Source organism: Paenibacillus taichungensis (genome assembly GCF_003287275.1).
Classification (GTDB): domain Bacteria; phylum Bacillota; class Bacilli; order Paenibacillales; family Paenibacillaceae; genus Paenibacillus; species Paenibacillus taichungensis_A.
In genome coordinates this window covers 1-17,108 of the sequence record NZ_QEVW01000001.1, presented here as the reverse complement: position 1 = coordinate 17,108, position 17,108 = coordinate 1, and the positions used below count along the sequence as shown (strand labels likewise).

Here is a 17,108-nt window from a genome sequence, read left to right as displayed (position 1 = left end):
ACCTCCACGCTCAGCGTTATATCAAAAAGAATCCCTGTAACAGACTAAGTACCGTTAGCAGTGCGGCCTCAAGCAGCTCATTCATGGCTCCATATGTGTCCCCTGTAAGTCCACCCAGCCTTTCGCTGATACGCCCGGCAATGAATTTGCCAATCACATAACCAGCCAGTGGCACCACAATGATCGCTGCAACGGGATATAGCCACCATGGTAACGTCCCCAATCCATTCTCTGTCGCCAGTACTTGGAACATGGCTGTATCCGGCTGGAAGATCCATACCGCTGCCCATGTGATCACACCTGCCAGAATGGTTAGCCCAACCGCGGACCTGCGTGCACGCTGGACTTCCCTCCGTTCACCCAATCCCTTGAACAGGACAGCGAGTCCATCGTCCTTGCGGGCATTCGGCCAGGATGCCATGGCGTATACCATGAACCAGCGGCTCCAGATCATCGGCAGGATGAGCAAAGCGCCATAGGCCCAGTTACCACGTGCAATAAAGTCAGCAATCAATGACGCTTTCATCATCAACAGCAGGACACAGGCGATCACGCCCATTGCCCCAACGCGGCTGTCTTTCATAATCTCCAGCATTCGCTCACGGGTGCGATAACTAAGCAGCCCATCTGCCGTATCCATCCAACCATCCAAATGCAGGCCTCCGGTTAGCCATACCCATAACGTCAAGGTTAACACCGCAGCCGGAAACGATGGAAGCAGTGCACCCGTCAGGGCTCCGCCCAGCCAAACGCATAATCCGATGACAGCACCAACCAGCGGGTAATACACTACACTTTCCCTCAACAATGGCGGGACGAAATCAAGCTGTATTTTTACCGGAAACCGGGATAGAAATTGAAAAGCGGCCGCAGCCGCATGTTTTTGTTCAAGGTCACCTTTACTCATAAACGATACTCCCTGCTTTTCAGCTCAATGGCAATACCCACTGTCACCAGAAACACTTCGCGGCAAATCGCGGCAATCCGCTGATTGAGAATGCCTGCCAGATCCCGATATCTTCTGCCCAGCGCATACTCCGGCACAATGCCGTCCCCTACTTCATTGGTGACAAGCACGAGCAGACCCGGGTACGACTGGATGGCCGCTACCAGCGCGTCCATATGATCGTACAGCACCTGAACAGGTTCATGTTCATGCGCTAACAGTACATTGCTGAGCCACAGTGTCAGACAATCTACCAGAATGGTCGGTGCAGACGTACCTGTATGGGACTCTCCCATTCGTGTAATTAACTCAGGCAAAGCCAGCGGTTCCTCCACCGTATGCCATAGATATCCTGCTTCATCCCGCTGGCTCTGATGCAGACGTATACGCTCACGCATCTCGTCATCATAAGCTTGAGCCGTAGCGACATACCAAGCCTCAGAGGATCGCTGCATACAGAGACGCTCGGCAAACGAACTTTTGCCACTTCGCGCCCCGCCCGTCACGAGAACACTCATGAGGATACCTCTCCTTGAACAGATGAATCAGCAGAAGCTGATATAGACTCTGTAGGTTGAGACTCCGTTGTGCCATCAGATACACCCGCACTTGCAAATGTCGCCATCTCATTCAGAATGCGACATGACGCATCAATCAGATGAAGACTGAGCACGCCTCCGGTACCTTCACCCAGTCGCATGTCCAGATCCAGCATGGGCTTCAGACTCAGCTCACGCAGCAACGCTGCATGTCCACTTTCATGCGATGTATGGGAAGCAATCATGTATTCTGTGCTGAGCGGAGCAAGATGACTTGCAATCAACGCGGCAGCGGTGGAGATAAATCCATCCACGACGACGGGGCATCCGTTTGCAGCAGCAGCGAGAATCACCCCTGTCAGTCCGGCAATCTCCAGTCCGCCCACTTTGCACAGTACATCGAGTGCATCGTCTGCATCTGGAGCATTCACGCTGAGGGCTTGGCTGACTACTGCGGCTTTGCGCTGCAAACCGACATCATCTAAGCCTGTTCCCCGGCCAACCGCTGAAGCAGGTGCTGTTCCGGTTAATGCACACATTACCGCAGCGCTAGCAGTTGTATTCCCGATCCCCATCTCTCCGGTCACAAATAACTGCGTTCCCTTCGCAACCTCAGTGGAGACCACTTCAGCACCTGCAAGAATGGCCTGAATCGCTTCGCCCCGGGTCATTGCAGCACCCTTCGCCATGTTAGCTGTTCCTTTACGGACTTTGCGGGAGACCAGGTCTGGATGATCCAGATCCGCATTCACGCCGATATCCACACAGATCACATGAGCTCCAGCGTGGCGCGCAAGCACATTGACAGCGGCTCCCCCTGCCAAGAAATTCAGAACCATCTGCGGCGTTACCTCAGCAGGAAAAGCGCTAATCCCTTCTTCAACCACCCCATGATCCGCAGCCATAACGATGACAGCTCTTCGATCAAAGCAAGGCCGAGCCTCACCAGTGATTCCCGCCAGACGAATAACTAGCTGTTCAAGCTTGCCCAGACTGCCGGGAGGCTTCGTCAATGCATCAACATGCGCGGAAGCTTCAGCCGCAACTGCCTCATGTGGACCCACGATCCGACCAATCAACTGTTCCAACACCTGTTCATTATTCATACAACCAGCACTTCCTTTATCAAAATATGGGGTCTCCCCCGCTTCATTCATTTCTTCTCTCTTCTTAGCAAAAGCTGTGGCAATCCATTGTCGGGATGATTCACCATGGCCGGGCTCACCCGGAAGATCTCCCGAATGTTCTCTTCCGTCATTAACGAATGGGGGGTGCCACTGCTTACACAAGTCCCGTCACGCAGCGCCAGAATATGATCGCAAAATTGCGCGGCCAGGTTCAGATCATGCAGCACCGCCACAATGGTAATATGATTTTTTTGACGCCACGCTGATAATAACTCCATGAATTGCAATTGATATTTGATATCGAGAAAGGTCGTTGGCTCGTCAAGCAATAATAGCCTCGGTTCCTGAGCCATGACTTTGGCAAGCGCAACCCGCTGCCGTTGTCCGCCACTCAGTGCATCCAAAGGTCGTTCGGCCATGTCACTCAGACCCAACTCTTCTAACACCTTATCAACTACCGCTGCTCCATTCGACGGTTCTTTGCCAAGCCAATTCTGGTAAGGGTAACGTCCCATCTCGACAACATCCCTTACGGGATAAGAGATGGCCGGCAGTCCATCCTGCTGCAAAACCGCAATCATGCGCGACAGATCTTTACGGGTGTACGAGGAAATGTCACGTCCATCAATCTGTATGCTGCCTACGTTCGGCTGTTCGGTTCCGGCAAGTAGCTGAAGAAGGGTCGATTTTCCACTGCCGTTTGGACCAACAACACCCCACCATTCGCCCTCTGTGACTTGCCAGTCCACCGCATGCAGAGCCCGATGGTTACCATACATTTTACCAGCTTCTTTGACTTCTATCATCGGCCGACTTTTGGTAAGGTCTGTTTTCATGAATGTACTCATGGCATCATCCCCTTCCGCAGCTTTTTGTTCCGGTGCAGCAGATACGCAAAAAATGGCGCTCCAACAAAAGCCGTAACCACACCCAGCGGAATTTCGGTTGGGGCCAGCAATGAGCGTGCAATTGTATCTGCCCAGACCATGAAGATGGCTCCCCCAATGGCGGACAATGGCACCAGCAAGCGATAATCAGGTCCGACGATGAGCCGTAGAATATGCGGAATGACCAAGCCGACGAAGCCGATCACACCGGATACGGAGACAGCGCCTGCCGTAAGCAGCGTACCCACAGCTAACACCGACAGCTTCAATCCATCCACCTTAACCCCGATATGCGCAGCCTGTCGTTCCCCCAAGGCAAGCACATTCAATGAACGTGCACGGCTCCAGAGGAAAATCAGCCCAAGTACAAAATACGGGAAAAGGATGGCCGTATACGACCACCCACGCAGTGCCAGACTTCCCATCGTCCAGTATATAATTTCATTGATTGTCTGTTTCGACATGGTCGACAGGAAAGAGACTACTGCTCCCAGGAAACTTTGCATGACCACGCCAGCCAAAATCAGGCTGTGTGTCGGTATTTTGCGACCCTCACGAGCGAGAGCCAGCACAAACCATAGAGTAACAACTCCCGTCAGAAACGCGACCAGTGGCAGAGTCCAGATCCCAATCAGTGCATACTGTAATCCGAAAAAAATCAGAAAAGCCGCACCTACCGATGCACCGGACGATACGCCCAGGGTAAACGGATCAGCCAGAGGGTTACGAAGAACCCCCTGGAATCCAGTTCCGGCAATCGCCAGCGATGCACCTACAAGCACGGCAAGCAGTACACGTGGGAATCTGACCTTCCATATAATCTGTTCTGCTGCTGTATTCCAGTCAGGAATAATCCAGTCGCCCACCCAGGGAATGCGATGAAGCAATATGCCCGCAATGTCCCGAACAGGCAGGGCAACCGAACCGATGCCCGTGCATATGAGCACGGTTAACACAAGCAGCACAATTCCGGCCGTTCCGTACACTGCCAGCTTTTTACTCATTTGAACAGATCAGGGTAGATCGCTTTGGCTACTTCTTTCAGACCTTGGGTTACCCGTGGTCCCGGACGGCTCAACAGGTTGGCATCCAGACCGATGACTGCATCGTTTTTCACAGCCGTGATTTGATCCCATCCACTACGTGCTTTGATGATTTGATCCAATGTTTTGGAATTTTCGTCAATAACATCGTTCGCATACAAAATGACGTCCGGATTGGAGGCAATAATGTTCTCTTCATTAATCTGGTTCCAGCCAGTCAAGTCGGAAGCTACGTTGTTTCCTCCGGCCAGTGTAATCAATTCATCCATGAATTCGCCTTTACCCACAGTCCAGCCTGGGGAGAACTCAACGTATACTTTTTTCTTCTCTTCCGCTTTAACTGCCTTCACAGCTTCAGTTACATCAGCCACATCCTGTTTCATTTGGGTGATGATCTCTTGTGCTTTTTCCTGATGATCCGTGATTTTACCAAATGTTTCAATGTTGTTCATCACATCATCCACTGATTTAGGATCTGTTTTGAAAATGGTAATACCCAGATCGCGCAGTTTCTTAACCGACTCTTCGCTCATCGAGATACCTGTAAATACGATATCTGCTTCAGCTGCAATGATCGACTCTTCATTAGGCTTTGTTATGCCGCCCATTTTTGGTTTCTTCGTTGCTGCTTCCGGATAATCGTCATAGTCGGATACCCCTACGATCTGCTCGTCCAATCCGAGTGCGAAAAGGGATTCCGTTTCAGCCGGAGATACGGATACGATTTTGGCTGGTGCTTTGTCAAAGGTAAACGATTCACCCGTAGCATCTGTAACCGTGAGTGGGTATTGGGTTTTGAGATCTGTCTGCGCCTGCTCCTGGGATTGCTCCTGTGCAGGTTGCGAGGATCCTGTACCCTCGTTCGTTGTTGTTGTACCACATCCGGCCAACGTCAGTGCCAGCATCGCTGCGCTCAGCAGTGACGCTACGCCTTTCCATGTCTTGAAATTCATTGTGTTCATTCTCCCCTTCTCTATCCATTCTAGTGAGTAGTGCTCCTGTCCCAATTCCGCTTGAATTTGTGTTCCGAAAAAATAAAATCCCCAATCCTTTGGTCAGGATCAGGGATGACGTCTCGCATGTGGCGATCTGCGCATGGTCAGCTTGGCGCTGTATATGCACAGAGAACTGCCCGAAACGCTGTCCTTTCCTCGAAGGAACACCGGTTTGTACGTCCAGGGCAGGTAACCTGACTTACAGGAATTTATCCTGATTTACAGTGGCGGGACCGTGCCGGATTTACACCGGCTTCCCTATTTCACCCGTTTGCCGTTCATGGCCTCATATGAACCCATGAAATTGCTGCATGCACGCGGGACCCTTGGTCGCTAATATTGTTTAACCATTCAAGTGAGCATCCTGCATCCTCGGCAGAGCTTATTAAAGCCTCTATTCAATGATGCGCTTGCTAAGTCACACTTCTGTTGTGATTATAGGTTATATTGCACATCCTTACAACCCGATTTACGGAAAAGTCAATCTGGTTCCAACCCAGCTGTCCCCATCGCCATCCAGCCGAATCTTTATCGCTTGTCCTGGTATCACCTGTGTATCCCAGAATCCTTGATTCCGAATGAGACGTGACACCATATAACGAATAACACCGCCATGCGTAATCACGGCTACCTTTGGCACGTTCATGCTGGGAGAGTGAAGTATTGGTGAAAAGGACATCAGACTCTCTTCCATAAAAGAATCAATCCGTGCAGCAAATGCTGTCCAGGGCTCTCCATCCGGGGGCGTTACCTCCTGCGGAGCATCGATCCAGTCGCGGTACTGTGGATTGTCCTTGAGCTGATCATAGGTCAACCCCTCCCACTGACCAAAGTCGATCTCCCTTAGTCGGGGATCAAGCTTGGCCTGTCCCGCTTGGGACGGCGCAATGTGTGTGAGTGTCTGCTGACATCGCAGCAGATCACTGCAATACAGGGCATCGCATGTGATATTGCTGAACTGCTCACGCAGCGAAGATAGCTCCTGCTCTGCTTCAGGCAGCAATCCGATGTCGGTATGTCCAAGATACCTTTTTTCCAAGTTCCACGCCGTTGTACCATGACGTATCAAAATAATCTCACGGCTTTGCATGTCACCATGTCCAGCTTCTACCTCCATAACAGTCCACCTCCAGCAGACCATACCCCTAAGGTGACCAACCAACATACTAAAACAAAAGAACCTGCCGACCAGAACATAAGCCGTGTTGTTCGTACAATATCTTCTGCTTCCATCCGTCTTGTAGGCTCGCCCATATATGCGCGAAATGAAGCCACGCCATGATATACGTTATGTCCACCAAGTCTTATACCCAGCGCTCCGGCCACCGCCGACTCGGGAAAACCGCTATTTGGGCTTGGGTGAAGTCGTGCATCCCGGGACACCATGCGTGCTGCCCCTCTGGCATCCAGCTTCATGAACCAAGCTCCCATAATCAACAGCAAAGCGGTAAGTCGCGCGGGAATCCAATTGGCCCAATCATCCAGACGGGCGGACGCCCAGCCGAGATGAAGATATTTCTCATTTTTATAACCCACCATGGAATCCAGGGTATTTACCGCCCGATAGGCCATGGCAAGTGGTGCACCACCAATCAGGGCATAGAACAGTGGAGAGACGATGGCATCCACGATATTCTCCGCCACAGTCTCTACCGTTCCCCTCACAATCTCCGGTTCATCCAGATGTTCCGTATCACGCCCGACAATCATGCCCAGTGAACGTCTCGCCGCAGTCCAATCCTGCTCACTCAGATGGCGGTAAACGTCCATACCTGCATCCTTCAAACCTTTCGAGGCAATGGTGGTCGCGATTAGAACCACTTCTGCCACAACCGCAACAGCCGGATGAATAAGACCCAGCACATAGATTAATCCCCAAGTCAGTGCAAAAGAACCGCCTGCAATCAAAATGGGAAATAATACACCAGCTCTTTTGAGAGCCTGGTTTGAATCCACCCGCCTCCTTATCGTCCGCTCCAGAGCTGAGATGGCCTTTCCCATGCCAATCACCGGATGAGGAATCCAGCGTGGATCACCGATGCAGCGATCCAATATGTATGCTCCTACAATAATCCAGGCTCCAGCCATTCCCGCCCAGATCGGCCAGGAAGCCCATTGATGCAGCAGAGATGTCATTGCTTGTTATTCCTCTCTTTCCATTCCTGCGCGGCTTGCAGGCTTTCCATTATCGTGTCATACACCAGCCTGCCGATACCAGCACCCATGACCGTAGCCGTCCCGGCGTAACTGATGAGCGGTCTATCTACTGCAGCCTGGCTGACCGCGAGTACGATGGCATCCGTTGTTGTTCCGGTTGCAGTCAGACCATTCTCTGAATCCATCACACCGAAATCAGCTAACGCAGCAGCCTTCGCCTCAACCGCAGTCTGAACGGCGTTCACCATAGCCCCTACAGTCATACGCCCATTCATCCACAACATAATATTGATCGTACCGGGAGTATAGGTTGAAGCCGAAACCTTCTCAATTTTCTGGGACACCGTCCCATTGTTCATCTTATTCCCCGCAGCATCGAATACGGTTCTTGCAGAACCTGCCCGTGCAGCATTGGATACCCCTGCTGTAGTGCAGCAAAGTAATCCGAACTCATCGCTTTCATATTCCTGGATCGCTGTGTGCTCCAATCGAACCGCAGTCAGAAGACCGGCACATTGATCCTGTGGCTCCTGCCATTCACTCAACAGATCAGCAATATCACGTGGTGGATCGTCACAGCGATAATGTCTGTCCACATAGATGTTGAATATACGATCCAGTTCAATCATGCCGCCTCCATACACGGCACTGGAAAGGGCTGTTACAGCAGAGGGGCTGGATGCCTTAATATGGCGCTCATGTGCAGAGACGTATAATCCCGGCCACACAGAAGATCTGTATTCGTTCTGGTCCTTTTGTACATGGGAGTAGTAATTATAGAATGGCAGTGCCATCGCTTTGCCTCCTTGCCCCTAACCCGGTTGTCAGATTAGGCGTAATTACATTTCCCATGGTTTCCAGCATACGTCCGTTAGCCTCTGCGTCCTTGACCGCAAAACGTACATGTCGTTCTCCAAGTCCGGGATACATCGCGCAGCTTCGGATCAGTATACCGCGTTCGCCAAGAGCAGCCTGCATGGACGACGCTGTCCACGGCTCTGGCAGAGCTGCCAATATAAAGTTCGCTTCCCCTCGCGTCACCTTACATCCCAAAGCCTCCAGACCTTCCGTTAATCTCTTTCGCTCGTGTGACACCAGTGCCATTGTCTCCTGTTCAAATTTATCCCCGCTGCGCAAACAGGCTTCTCCTGAAATCAGTGCCAGCCCATTCACACTCCAGGTGACCTGTTTGTCTGTCATGGCACGAATCAGTTCGGGGCGACTTATCGCATAACCCAGACGCAGGCCTGGAATCGCATAAAACTTGGTCATCGAACGAATGATGATCACTTGCGGATACTCTTTCAAGCTGAATGCAAGCGATTGACGCTGTGATTCAGGAATAAAATCGATAAATGCCTCATCGACAACCAATATTGTGCCTGTTGTCTCTGCTTTACGAGCAAGCCGTTGCAGAACGTCCACCGGATACTGTACCCCATTGGGGTTGTTGGGTTGTCCAAGGAAAAGCAAGTCCACCCGCTCCAGCAGCTTCTCCATATCTTCCGGTTCTGCTCGCCATTCCAGCTCTTCCCGTCCTTGAACATGGTGGACTTCTGCTCCAAATTGTCTGGATAATGCACTGTACTCTGAGAAGCCGGGCTCTACCGTGCCTACTCTACGAGGCGCAAGTCCAAGTAAGATTAGAGCCATACTTTCTGCCGCCCCGTTACCCACAGATATGTGATCTGGGGTTAAACCCAGTCGGTCACTAAGCAACATTTTGAACGCCCGATGGCCCGGATCAGGGTAACGAAGTACCGTATGCAATCCTTGTTCCAAAGCCTCCAGCACTTCCCGAGGTGGACCCAAAGGATTAATGTTTGCGCTAAAGTCGAGGAAATCCGCAGGATTCCCTCCAAAACGTGCCGCGGCCGTCTCCACATCACCGCCATGTCCGAAAACTTCAATTAAACCGGTCATCCTGTCCGTCATCCTTTCTGCATGTCCTTTTTATTATGGATGTCTTGACAGGCAGGGGTCAATCCTGTTTTGACTATTCAAGCCCTTTGCGGCTTCAATTCCTTTGTGTCCTTTCGACAATTCGTTTACAATAGAGAAGGAATTTCGATTCCGTAAAGTATCACTACATAAGGGATATGCATCCCTCACATACATTAATGGAGGAATGACCATGCTGTTTGTTGATAACCAGGGCATTACAGATCCTTCTGTAAACCTCGCCATTGAGGAATACATTCTGAAGCATCTGCCGATGGATGACAGTTACTTGTTGTTTTACATCAACCGCCCGTCCATTATTATCGGAAAACACCAGAATACCATTGAAGAGATCAACATTGAGTATGTTCAGGATAACGGTGTTCAAGTCGTACGTCGTCTTTCGGGAGGCGGAGCCGTTTATCACGATCTGGGCAACCTCAATTTCAGCTTTATTACCAAGGATGACGGACAATCCTTCCACAACTTCCGCAAATTCACGCAGCCTGTGGTGGAAGCCCTGCAAGAACTTGGGGTTAATGCCGAACTGACGGGACGTAACGATCTGCAAGTTGGAGAGAAGAAAATTTCCGGCAATGCCCAATTCTCTACACGTGGCCGCATGTTCAGTCACGGTACATTAATGTTTAACCTGAACCTCGATCACGTCCAGGCTTCACTCAACGTTAATCCAGAGAAGTTCAAGTCCAAGAGCACCAAATCCGTACGTAGCCGTGTTGCCAATATTCGTGATCTGATTGACAGCAATCTGACCATTGAACAATTCCGGGACGAGCTGCTGCGTCATATTTTCCGTATGGAACCACAAGATGTTCCTCAATATGAACTCACAGAGAAAGACTGGGACAAGATCAACGAAATCTCTGCTGAGCGTTATAACAATTGGGACTGGAACTACGGGCTTTCCCCGGAAAGCAATGTGAAGCATACACGTAAATTCCCTGTCGGCATCATTGATCTGCGCATGAATATCAAAGATGGACGCATTGAAGATATCAAAATCTTTGGTGATTTCTTCGGCGTAGGCGATGTAGCGGATATCGAAGATATGCTGCGCGGCAAGCGTTACGAGGAATCCGAGGTGCGTACTGCACTTGAGGGTCTGGATGTAAAACATTACTTCGGCAACCTGGAGCTGGAGGACTTTATCGGCCTCATTTTCCTGGAGGAGTAGGTATATAAGTTCAACCCAAGAAAGTTTACACCTGCCACTCCGATGACAGAATAACCTTCCGATCGCTGTTATCCCCAGATTTTTTTGATCCCCTTCTTTTAAAGGGAAAATCCGGTGATAAAGGCGAACGCTCCGCTTCTTCAGGTTTTTTCTGTCCTCTCCGTTCTCGTGTAAAACGTTTAGTTGAACTGATATAGATTAAGTCGGGTATAGATACAGATAAAAAAGGAGAGAAACTAGATGACCTACAAATTAATCGCAATTGACATTGATGATACCCTGATTAACGATAACAAGGAAGTAACGCCTGCAACACAAACTGCCCTGGAACAAGCAGTAGCTCATGGTGTCGTTGTAACACTGGCAACGGGACGTGCCTATGCTTCCGCACAAGCCCTCGCACGCCAAACGAAGCTGAACGTGCCCATCATTACGTATCAAGGCGCTTTGGTAAAAAACTTGCTGGACGAAAAAGTACTCTACGAGCGCTACGTTCCACAGGACGCTTCCCGCAAATTGTACGACTACTGCCTGGAGCATAATCTGCACCTGCAAACGTATATTGACGACAAACTTTTCGCCCGTGAAGAAAACGACAAGCTGCGTGACTACGCCAAACTGAATGGCACTCAGTACCACATCGAACCGGATTTCATCAAAGTGATCGAGCAAAAAACACCGAAACTGCTCATCATCGATGAGCCAGATTACTTGGATAAGGTTGCCGTTGACCTGCGCGAACTGCTCGGATCAGAAGTACACATCACCAAGTCCAAGCCATACTTCCTTGAGATCATGCACAGCGAAGGAACGAAAGGTCATGCTTTAACCTTCCTGGCAGAACACTTCGGTCACCAATTGAGCGAGTGCATTGCCATCGGGGATTCCTGGAATGACCATGAGATGCTGGAAGTTGCTGGTCTTGGTGTAGCGATGGGAAATGCGATCCCTGCTCTGAAAGAGCTGGCAGATTACATTACCGCGAGCAATAACGAAGACGGCGTGAAGCAAGTGATTGAGAAGTTTGTGCTGAACGCGGAGTAATTGCCTCAGAAACAGAACAGCCCGGAACCACAATAAATTGTGGATTCCGGGCTGTTTTTCTATTCAGCGCTTCAGAACATGAGTTATTAAAATGCAGATAAATTACTTTTTGTTCGCCATTCGTTCCAAAGCACGAACCGCTCGTTCTCGCTGCTCTCGCTTTTCAGCTCGCCTCTGCCCACTATCCTCCATTTCCCCAGCCATGAAACCCCAAATATGACCAAAGATACTCCCGAGTATACTTGGAACAAATTGAATCGCCAAATCGGTGTCCAAATCTAGCCTGATACCCAGATAGAACAATCCTCCCCAAAGAAAAAACAGTACAAAAAAAGCTAAAAAACGATGATACATTGTGAAAACCAGAAAAATTAAAAAAGGTGCAATACCCACCAAATATGAAATCATATGTATTTCTTCTTCCATAATGCCTCCAATTTAATTAAATCTCTCCTACTCTTTCTAAATGAATCTTAGAAAACCTATATTATTTCTAATCTGCTTCTATAACTACTAACAATTCTCAATAATACTCTCCTCTCCTAAGTTAAATGCATTTTACACTATATCATATCCTGGAGATCCCGATATATACTTTATTGATTTACAAGAAAATAACTCCTCGATTACGACATTATAAATGCGTAGCCGAAGAGTTTTTGACCTAAAGCATATTGGTCTGACCCAAAGAAGTTGTGTGTTTGCCTCTCTTGAGCCATCCCATCACTTTCTCATTCATCGCCAGCAAACCTGAAACGATCAGAGCAACGCCCAACCAGGTAATCCAGCTTACATGCTCATTGTAGAGAACCGCCCCAAGCCCAACCGCAATCGGAGGGGAAATGTATAACCAGGTCGCTGGGAATAACGGGTTGGTACGAGACATGATCCAGTAGAACAAGCTGTGCCCAACCATCGAACCGATCACTGTCAGATAGATCAGGGAAGATACCGCTGGCAACCAATCCAGTCCTGCTGTACTCCATGATTCTGTCACTGCCGAGAGCCCGGATAAAAGTAGACCTCCGTACATCATTTGCACCGCATTGATGGCTACAGGATTAGCTTCCTTAAACTGGTTAATGACCTTTTTGGAGTACAACGCACCTGCCGAGTAACAGACTTCACCCACCAATACAGCAATACAGCCCCATAACCACAGTGAATTACCGCCAATGGATACACCAGGCAATACAACGAGGATAACTCCGGCAAAACCAATCAGGCATCCCGCAATCATGCGTGCAGACGTTTTTTGACGCAACAACGCTGTCTGCATCACCATAATCATCAGTGGACCTGTTGCTGACAGAATCGCGCCAACACCCGAGCTCACATATTGTTCAGCCCAATATAAGGTCGCAAAGGTCCCGAAAGTCAATCCGGCCCCCGTCAAGAGCATCTCTTTCCGCCATAGTAAAGACAGGTTCACTTTCCCTTTCATCCACATCCATGCAAACATTAGAGCACCTGCAATGATAAAGCGCAGTCCGGCCGACAGAAAAGGCGGCATGCCTGCCTCCACACCAATTTTAATCGCTAGAAACGTTGTTCCAAAAATAAGACACATTACGGTAAATGCTACTGCAACCATGCTAGCCCCTCCTTCATCTGCTCTCCATCATATAGCACTGTCTACAGAACAGAATGAATAAAACAGAACAGTTAGTTCCCGTTTGCTGTTACAATGGAGTTCAAAAGGAGCGTGAGCCGGGTGGGCAAAGCCATGTTGATGACAGATAACAGCCTGAAACTATATGAGCAAGTGGTACATTATCTGGTTGTACGGATCGAAGCCGGAGAGTGGAAAGAGCATGAGAAGCTGCCGTCCGTGCGGAGCCTGTCCGAGCTGCTCGGTGTACATCGCCTCACCGTTTTTAAGGCCTATCAGGAATTAAAGGAACGGGGGAACGTTTACGTCAAGGACAAGTCCGGCTATTTTGTCAGTCCTGCTGAACCTTCTCCCGTGACAGATCAGGCCGATGACCCTGCAGTGTCTGCTTGGCTGCATTGGGATTCACTTGCCCGCGTGCAATCCCTTGAGGCGGAGTACCAATTTTCCAAATCATTGATCGACCCGGCCCTACTACCCAACCGATATTGGGGAGAACTGATGCGGGATTTGCTAGATCTATATCCTCGTCTGCTTGGCACATATTCCACGATTCAGGGAGATCTGGAGCTGCGCAGCGCCTTGGCAAGCCATCTGACGACAAGGGAACGTTTCTATATATCGGCCGATGAAGTACTAATCACTTCCGGTGCACAGCAGGCCATTGATGTGATCTCCCGAAGTCTCGTCAGACCCGGTGACCGTGTGCTCATGGAGAGGCCAACATACGGCCCTGCGATGGAAATTTTCCGCAAACAGGGTGCCAAGTTAATTTTTACGGATATCCATCCTGATGGCTACGATCTGGAACAGATTGAACGCCTGATGAAGCAGGAAAAGCCGAGAGTATTTTATATGACGCCAACCTTCCAAAACCCTACGGGCATTAATATTCCGACCGAGCAGCGCAAACAACTGCCTGAACTGGCAGAACAGTACGGATGTTTTCTGGTGGAAGACGACAGCACCTATGATATCTATTTCAAGGAAAAACCTCCTGCGCCGATCTTCACATACGATACGACAGGACATACACTCTATATTCGCAGCTATAGCAAATATGTCGTGCCGGGTCTGCGGATTGCCGCAATCATGTGCCGTCCCCGGTTTATGCCAGGATTGCAGGCCGTCAAAGCTCTGACAGATAACGGTTCACCTCTGCTGAATCAGAAGCTTTTCCTCCGTTATTTCCAGTCTTCACGTATGCACCAGCATCTGTCCAAGCTGCGCACCGCTATTCAGCTACGGATGGAAGTGATGGAACAGTGCCTACAACAAACCGATTGGACATGGACTCGCCCTGAGGGTGGACTTAACATCTGGGCGGAGCTTCCGGAAGGTGTAGATACAGGGCGCTTGCTTCACCGATGCATGGAGCATTCTGTCGCCTTTGTGCCGGGAACGGTATTCGATCCTTCCGATGCGAACGCCAGTCGCAAGCTGCGTCTCTCCTTCTCCTATGCTCACGAGCAACAAATCCGGGAAGGCATGGGCAGACTAATTGCATTGGCTGAAAATACGTGATGATACTTTTGCAAAATCTACATTTGCAGATTAACGATAGCTGGTCTGTCAGGTCGCAAATTTTAAATCTTCTGTAACACAAAAAGTCGCCGTTTGGCGACTTTTGGGGCTGCTTCTGTTCTCACTGTTCTCGACTGGTAAAGTAAGTTAGAAAGTTTTTTTATTGAAATCCATCTTCATTCATCCTATAGGTCCTTCCGTGTAAACAGACGGACCGTTACAAAATAGGAGGCAATGAACAACAGAAGAATGCAAACTGAAACAAAAACATAAACAGAAGCACGATCCATTCCATTCTCGCCTGCCTTACTTATGAGGAAGGCCGCAGGTTGCGCCATAATAATGAGAACTATCATGAATACCATATTAATAATTCCGGCTCCCTTTTTGCTAAAGGCGTAAAAAAGAGGTAAATAGATCGAAACTAAGACAAGCACCATTCCTAAAGAAATCAAAATGTCCATTACCGAATAATCAGGCTTGTTCAGCTCGGGATAATTTATATTAACGAGCGAGTGAATCCCATATGAAGCCAACACTCCGAAAAGAGCATACAAAATGGCAGACAGGTACTTGGCTTGCACAATGTTCTTGCGGCTAACCGGAAGCGTAACGAGAAAATTATGATTGTAATTTTTAATATCAATCGTGGTTGCAAGGATCATCGAACCGAAAGCAGTATAGATTCCTACGAAATACATCGACATTTCAGTTTGGGGTATAAATGCGAAGCTGAATACAACAAGGTAAAAAGGAATCACCCATAGGGAGCTTTTTAAAGCTATAAAATCTTTGCGAAGCAAGTTAAGCATGATGCCGTTCCCCCTTGGCCGTAAAATAGATAAGGTCTTCGAGCGAGGGTCTATGTAAAAGAGCATAATTACCAAATAATCGTTCTGCCTCCGCCCTGTTATCTGCCAAGCCTTCAAAACCAACCGCGGTCTCACGGATTCCGACGAATTGACTTCGAGTATCCGAATCAAGCAGATCCATATCCCCTTTTACGATGGTATATCTTTCGAGTACATCATCTTTTACTTCATTGAATATGAGTTTCCCTTGATTCATGAACATAATATAGTCTGCAATACGCTCCAAATCGGTCGTGATATGAGTGGAGAAAATAATGGATTTGGTTTCGTTCTGTATCATATCTGCAAGCAGATCAAGGAGTTCCCTTCTAAATACAGGATCTAGTCCGGATGTGGGTTCATCCATAATGAGAAGCTCAGCGTCATGGGATAAGGCTACAGCAAGGGAAAATTTGATTTTCATGCCTTTGGACAACTCTCGGATTTTTTTTCTGGGGGACAGCTCGAATTGCTCAAGATAGGTATTAAATGTTTTGTCGTCCCACTTCTTATAGAATGAGGCAATCATTCTTCTCATTTCATGAATTGTAAGATGCTCATAGTAAAAACAGTCATCTGACACTATACCTATGCGCTGCTTAATGTTAACTTCCTGATTGTGCATCTCACTACCCAGTGTTTTTATACTCCCAGTGTCAGGATAAATCAGGCCAATGATCATTTTGATAAGTGTGCTCTTCCCAGCCCCATTCGGACCAATGAGTCCAGTAATATATCCCTGTTTTACATCTAGAGATATATTATCAACTTTAAATAATGGATACGTTTTTGTTACATTGCGTAACTCAATTGCATTCATGGTGTTTGTTCCTCCTCAAACAGCAAAGTAAGATGATCGATTAAATCTTGTGAACTCATACCTAGTTCCTTACTCTCACGAATGATTTCTTGCATCTTCTCTTCCATTTGTTTCATCCGTCGCTCCCGAATAAAGTCCTGATTGACTCCTGAGACGAAGCACCCCTTACCAACAACAGAATCAATCAGTTTCTCTTTCTCCAGTTCTTCATAGACACGTTTGGTAGTAATTACACTGACCTGCAGATCCTTTGCAAGTTGACGGATGGAGGGGAGGCTCTCCCCTGCAACCAGTTCCCCGCTTAAAATGCTCTGTCTAATCTGGGTCAGAATCTGCATGTAGATCGGATCGTTCGATGCGTTTGATATTAGTATATTAATGTTCTGTCACCTCACTGGTTTCAATCCAATCCATGTATAGTGTATAT

Annotated in this window: 18 protein-coding genes and 1 riboswitch; of the genes, 3 read left to right on the top strand and 15 right to left on the bottom strand. The window is 48.7% G+C overall.

What is annotated here, in order from left to right:
* Window positions 1-16 precede the first annotated feature (16 nt).
* The 10 genes from cobS to cobD form a co-directional block, all read right to left on the bottom strand.
* Entirely contained in the window at window positions 17-907 is an 891-nt protein-coding gene (gene cobS, locus DC345_RS00090; RefSeq protein ID WP_113051382.1) for an adenosylcobinamide-GDP ribazoletransferase, read from the bottom strand.
* Window positions 904-1,464, bottom strand: a complete 561-nt coding sequence (gene cobU / locus DC345_RS00085) for a bifunctional adenosylcobinamide kinase/adenosylcobinamide-phosphate guanylyltransferase (protein WP_113051381.1) — start codon at window positions 1,462-1,464, stop codon at window positions 904-906. The genes cobS and cobU overlap by 4 nt, the downstream gene beginning before the upstream one ends.
* Window positions 1,461-2,591, bottom strand: coding sequence for a nicotinate-nucleotide--dimethylbenzimidazole phosphoribosyltransferase (cobT, locus tag DC345_RS00080; protein ID WP_113051708.1), 1,131 nt, complete (start codon window positions 2,589-2,591; stop codon window positions 1,461-1,463). Before cobT ends, cobU begins: the two co-directional genes overlap by 4 nt.
* Before the next feature lie 47 nt (window positions 2,592-2,638).
* Window positions 2,639-3,460, bottom strand: coding sequence for an ABC transporter ATP-binding protein (locus DC345_RS00075; RefSeq protein WP_397333599.1), 822 nt, complete (start codon window positions 3,458-3,460; stop codon window positions 2,639-2,641).
* Window positions 3,457-4,503 (bottom strand): FecCD family ABC transporter permease, encoded by a 1,047-nt coding sequence (locus DC345_RS00070; protein ID WP_113051380.1) that lies wholly within the window; start codon window positions 4,501-4,503, stop codon window positions 3,457-3,459. The genes DC345_RS00075 and DC345_RS00070 overlap by 4 nt, the downstream gene beginning before the upstream one ends.
* A complete protein-coding gene (locus DC345_RS00065) occupies window positions 4,500-5,504 on the bottom strand; it encodes an ABC transporter substrate-binding protein (RefSeq protein WP_376032091.1) in 1,005 nt (334 codons plus the stop codon). The genes DC345_RS00070 and DC345_RS00065 overlap by 4 nt, the downstream gene beginning before the upstream one ends.
* A 200-nt stretch (window positions 5,505-5,704) precedes the next feature.
* Window positions 5,705-5,852, bottom strand: a riboswitch (cobalamin riboswitch).
* Window positions 5,853-6,006: 154 nt separating this feature from the next.
* A complete protein-coding gene (locus DC345_RS00060) occupies window positions 6,007-6,654 on the bottom strand; it encodes a histidine phosphatase family protein (protein WP_181586425.1) in 648 nt (215 codons plus the stop codon).
* A complete protein-coding gene (gene cbiB, locus DC345_RS00055) occupies window positions 6,645-7,625 on the bottom strand; it encodes an adenosylcobinamide-phosphate synthase CbiB (protein WP_113051706.1) in 981 nt (326 codons plus the stop codon). Before cbiB ends, DC345_RS00060 begins: the two co-directional genes overlap by 10 nt.
* A gap of 44 nt (window positions 7,626-7,669) precedes the next feature.
* Window positions 7,670-8,488, bottom strand: coding sequence for an adenosylcobinamide amidohydrolase (locus DC345_RS00050; RefSeq protein WP_113051377.1), 819 nt, complete (start codon window positions 8,486-8,488; stop codon window positions 7,670-7,672).
* Window positions 8,469-9,617 (bottom strand): threonine-phosphate decarboxylase CobD, encoded by a 1,149-nt coding sequence (gene cobD / locus DC345_RS00045; protein WP_113051376.1) that lies wholly within the window; start codon window positions 9,615-9,617, stop codon window positions 8,469-8,471. Before cobD ends, DC345_RS00050 begins: the two co-directional genes overlap by 20 nt.
* Before the next feature lie 211 nt (window positions 9,618-9,828).
* On the opposite strand from cobD, the gene DC345_RS00040 reads away from it, so the two are divergent.
* Window positions 9,829-10,830, top strand: a complete 1,002-nt coding sequence (locus tag DC345_RS00040; protein WP_063564381.1) for a lipoate--protein ligase — start codon at window positions 9,829-9,831, stop codon at window positions 10,828-10,830.
* Between the two features lie 240 nt (window positions 10,831-11,070).
* The gene (locus DC345_RS00035) at window positions 11,071-11,874 is read left to right on the top strand and encodes a Cof-type HAD-IIB family hydrolase (RefSeq protein ID WP_113051375.1); all 804 of its coding nucleotides are present in this window, start codon (window positions 11,071-11,073) and stop codon (window positions 11,872-11,874) included.
* 102 nt (window positions 11,875-11,976) lie between these two features.
* On the opposite strand, the gene DC345_RS00030 is transcribed toward DC345_RS00035, so the two are convergent.
* Both DC345_RS00030 and DC345_RS00025 read right to left on the bottom strand, forming a co-directional pair.
* Window positions 11,977-12,300, bottom strand: coding sequence for a hypothetical protein (locus DC345_RS00030; protein ID WP_113051374.1), 324 nt, complete (start codon window positions 12,298-12,300; stop codon window positions 11,977-11,979).
* Window positions 12,301-12,538: 238 nt separating this feature from the next.
* Window positions 12,539-13,468, bottom strand: coding sequence for a DMT family transporter (locus tag DC345_RS00025; RefSeq protein WP_113051373.1), 930 nt, complete (start codon window positions 13,466-13,468; stop codon window positions 12,539-12,541).
* A gap of 120 nt (window positions 13,469-13,588) precedes the next feature.
* Here DC345_RS00025 and DC345_RS00020 point away from each other — a divergent pair, with 120 nt between their 5' ends.
* The gene (locus tag DC345_RS00020; protein ID WP_258530405.1) at window positions 13,589-15,010 is read left to right on the top strand and encodes an aminotransferase-like domain-containing protein; all 1,422 of its coding nucleotides are present in this window, start codon (window positions 13,589-13,591) and stop codon (window positions 15,008-15,010) included.
* Window positions 15,011-15,195: 185 nt separating this feature from the next.
* Here the strand turns inward: DC345_RS00020 and DC345_RS00015 are convergent, their stop codons facing one another.
* The 3 genes from DC345_RS00015 to DC345_RS00005 are packed head-to-tail and all read right to left on the bottom strand — an operon-like array spanning window position 15,196 to window position 17,061.
* Window positions 15,196-15,822: an ABC-2 transporter permease gene (locus DC345_RS00015; protein WP_113051371.1), complete on the bottom strand. Its 627-nt coding sequence runs from the start codon at window positions 15,820-15,822 to the stop codon at window positions 15,196-15,198.
* Window positions 15,815-16,681 (bottom strand): ABC transporter ATP-binding protein, encoded by an 867-nt coding sequence (locus DC345_RS00010; RefSeq protein ID WP_113051370.1) that lies wholly within the window; start codon window positions 16,679-16,681, stop codon window positions 15,815-15,817. Before DC345_RS00010 ends, DC345_RS00015 begins: the two co-directional genes overlap by 8 nt.
* The gene (locus DC345_RS00005; protein ID WP_113051369.1) at window positions 16,678-17,061 is read right to left on the bottom strand and encodes a GntR family transcriptional regulator; all 384 of its coding nucleotides are present in this window, start codon (window positions 17,059-17,061) and stop codon (window positions 16,678-16,680) included. The genes DC345_RS00010 and DC345_RS00005 overlap by 4 nt, the downstream gene beginning before the upstream one ends.
* Window positions 17,062-17,108 lie beyond the last annotated feature (47 nt).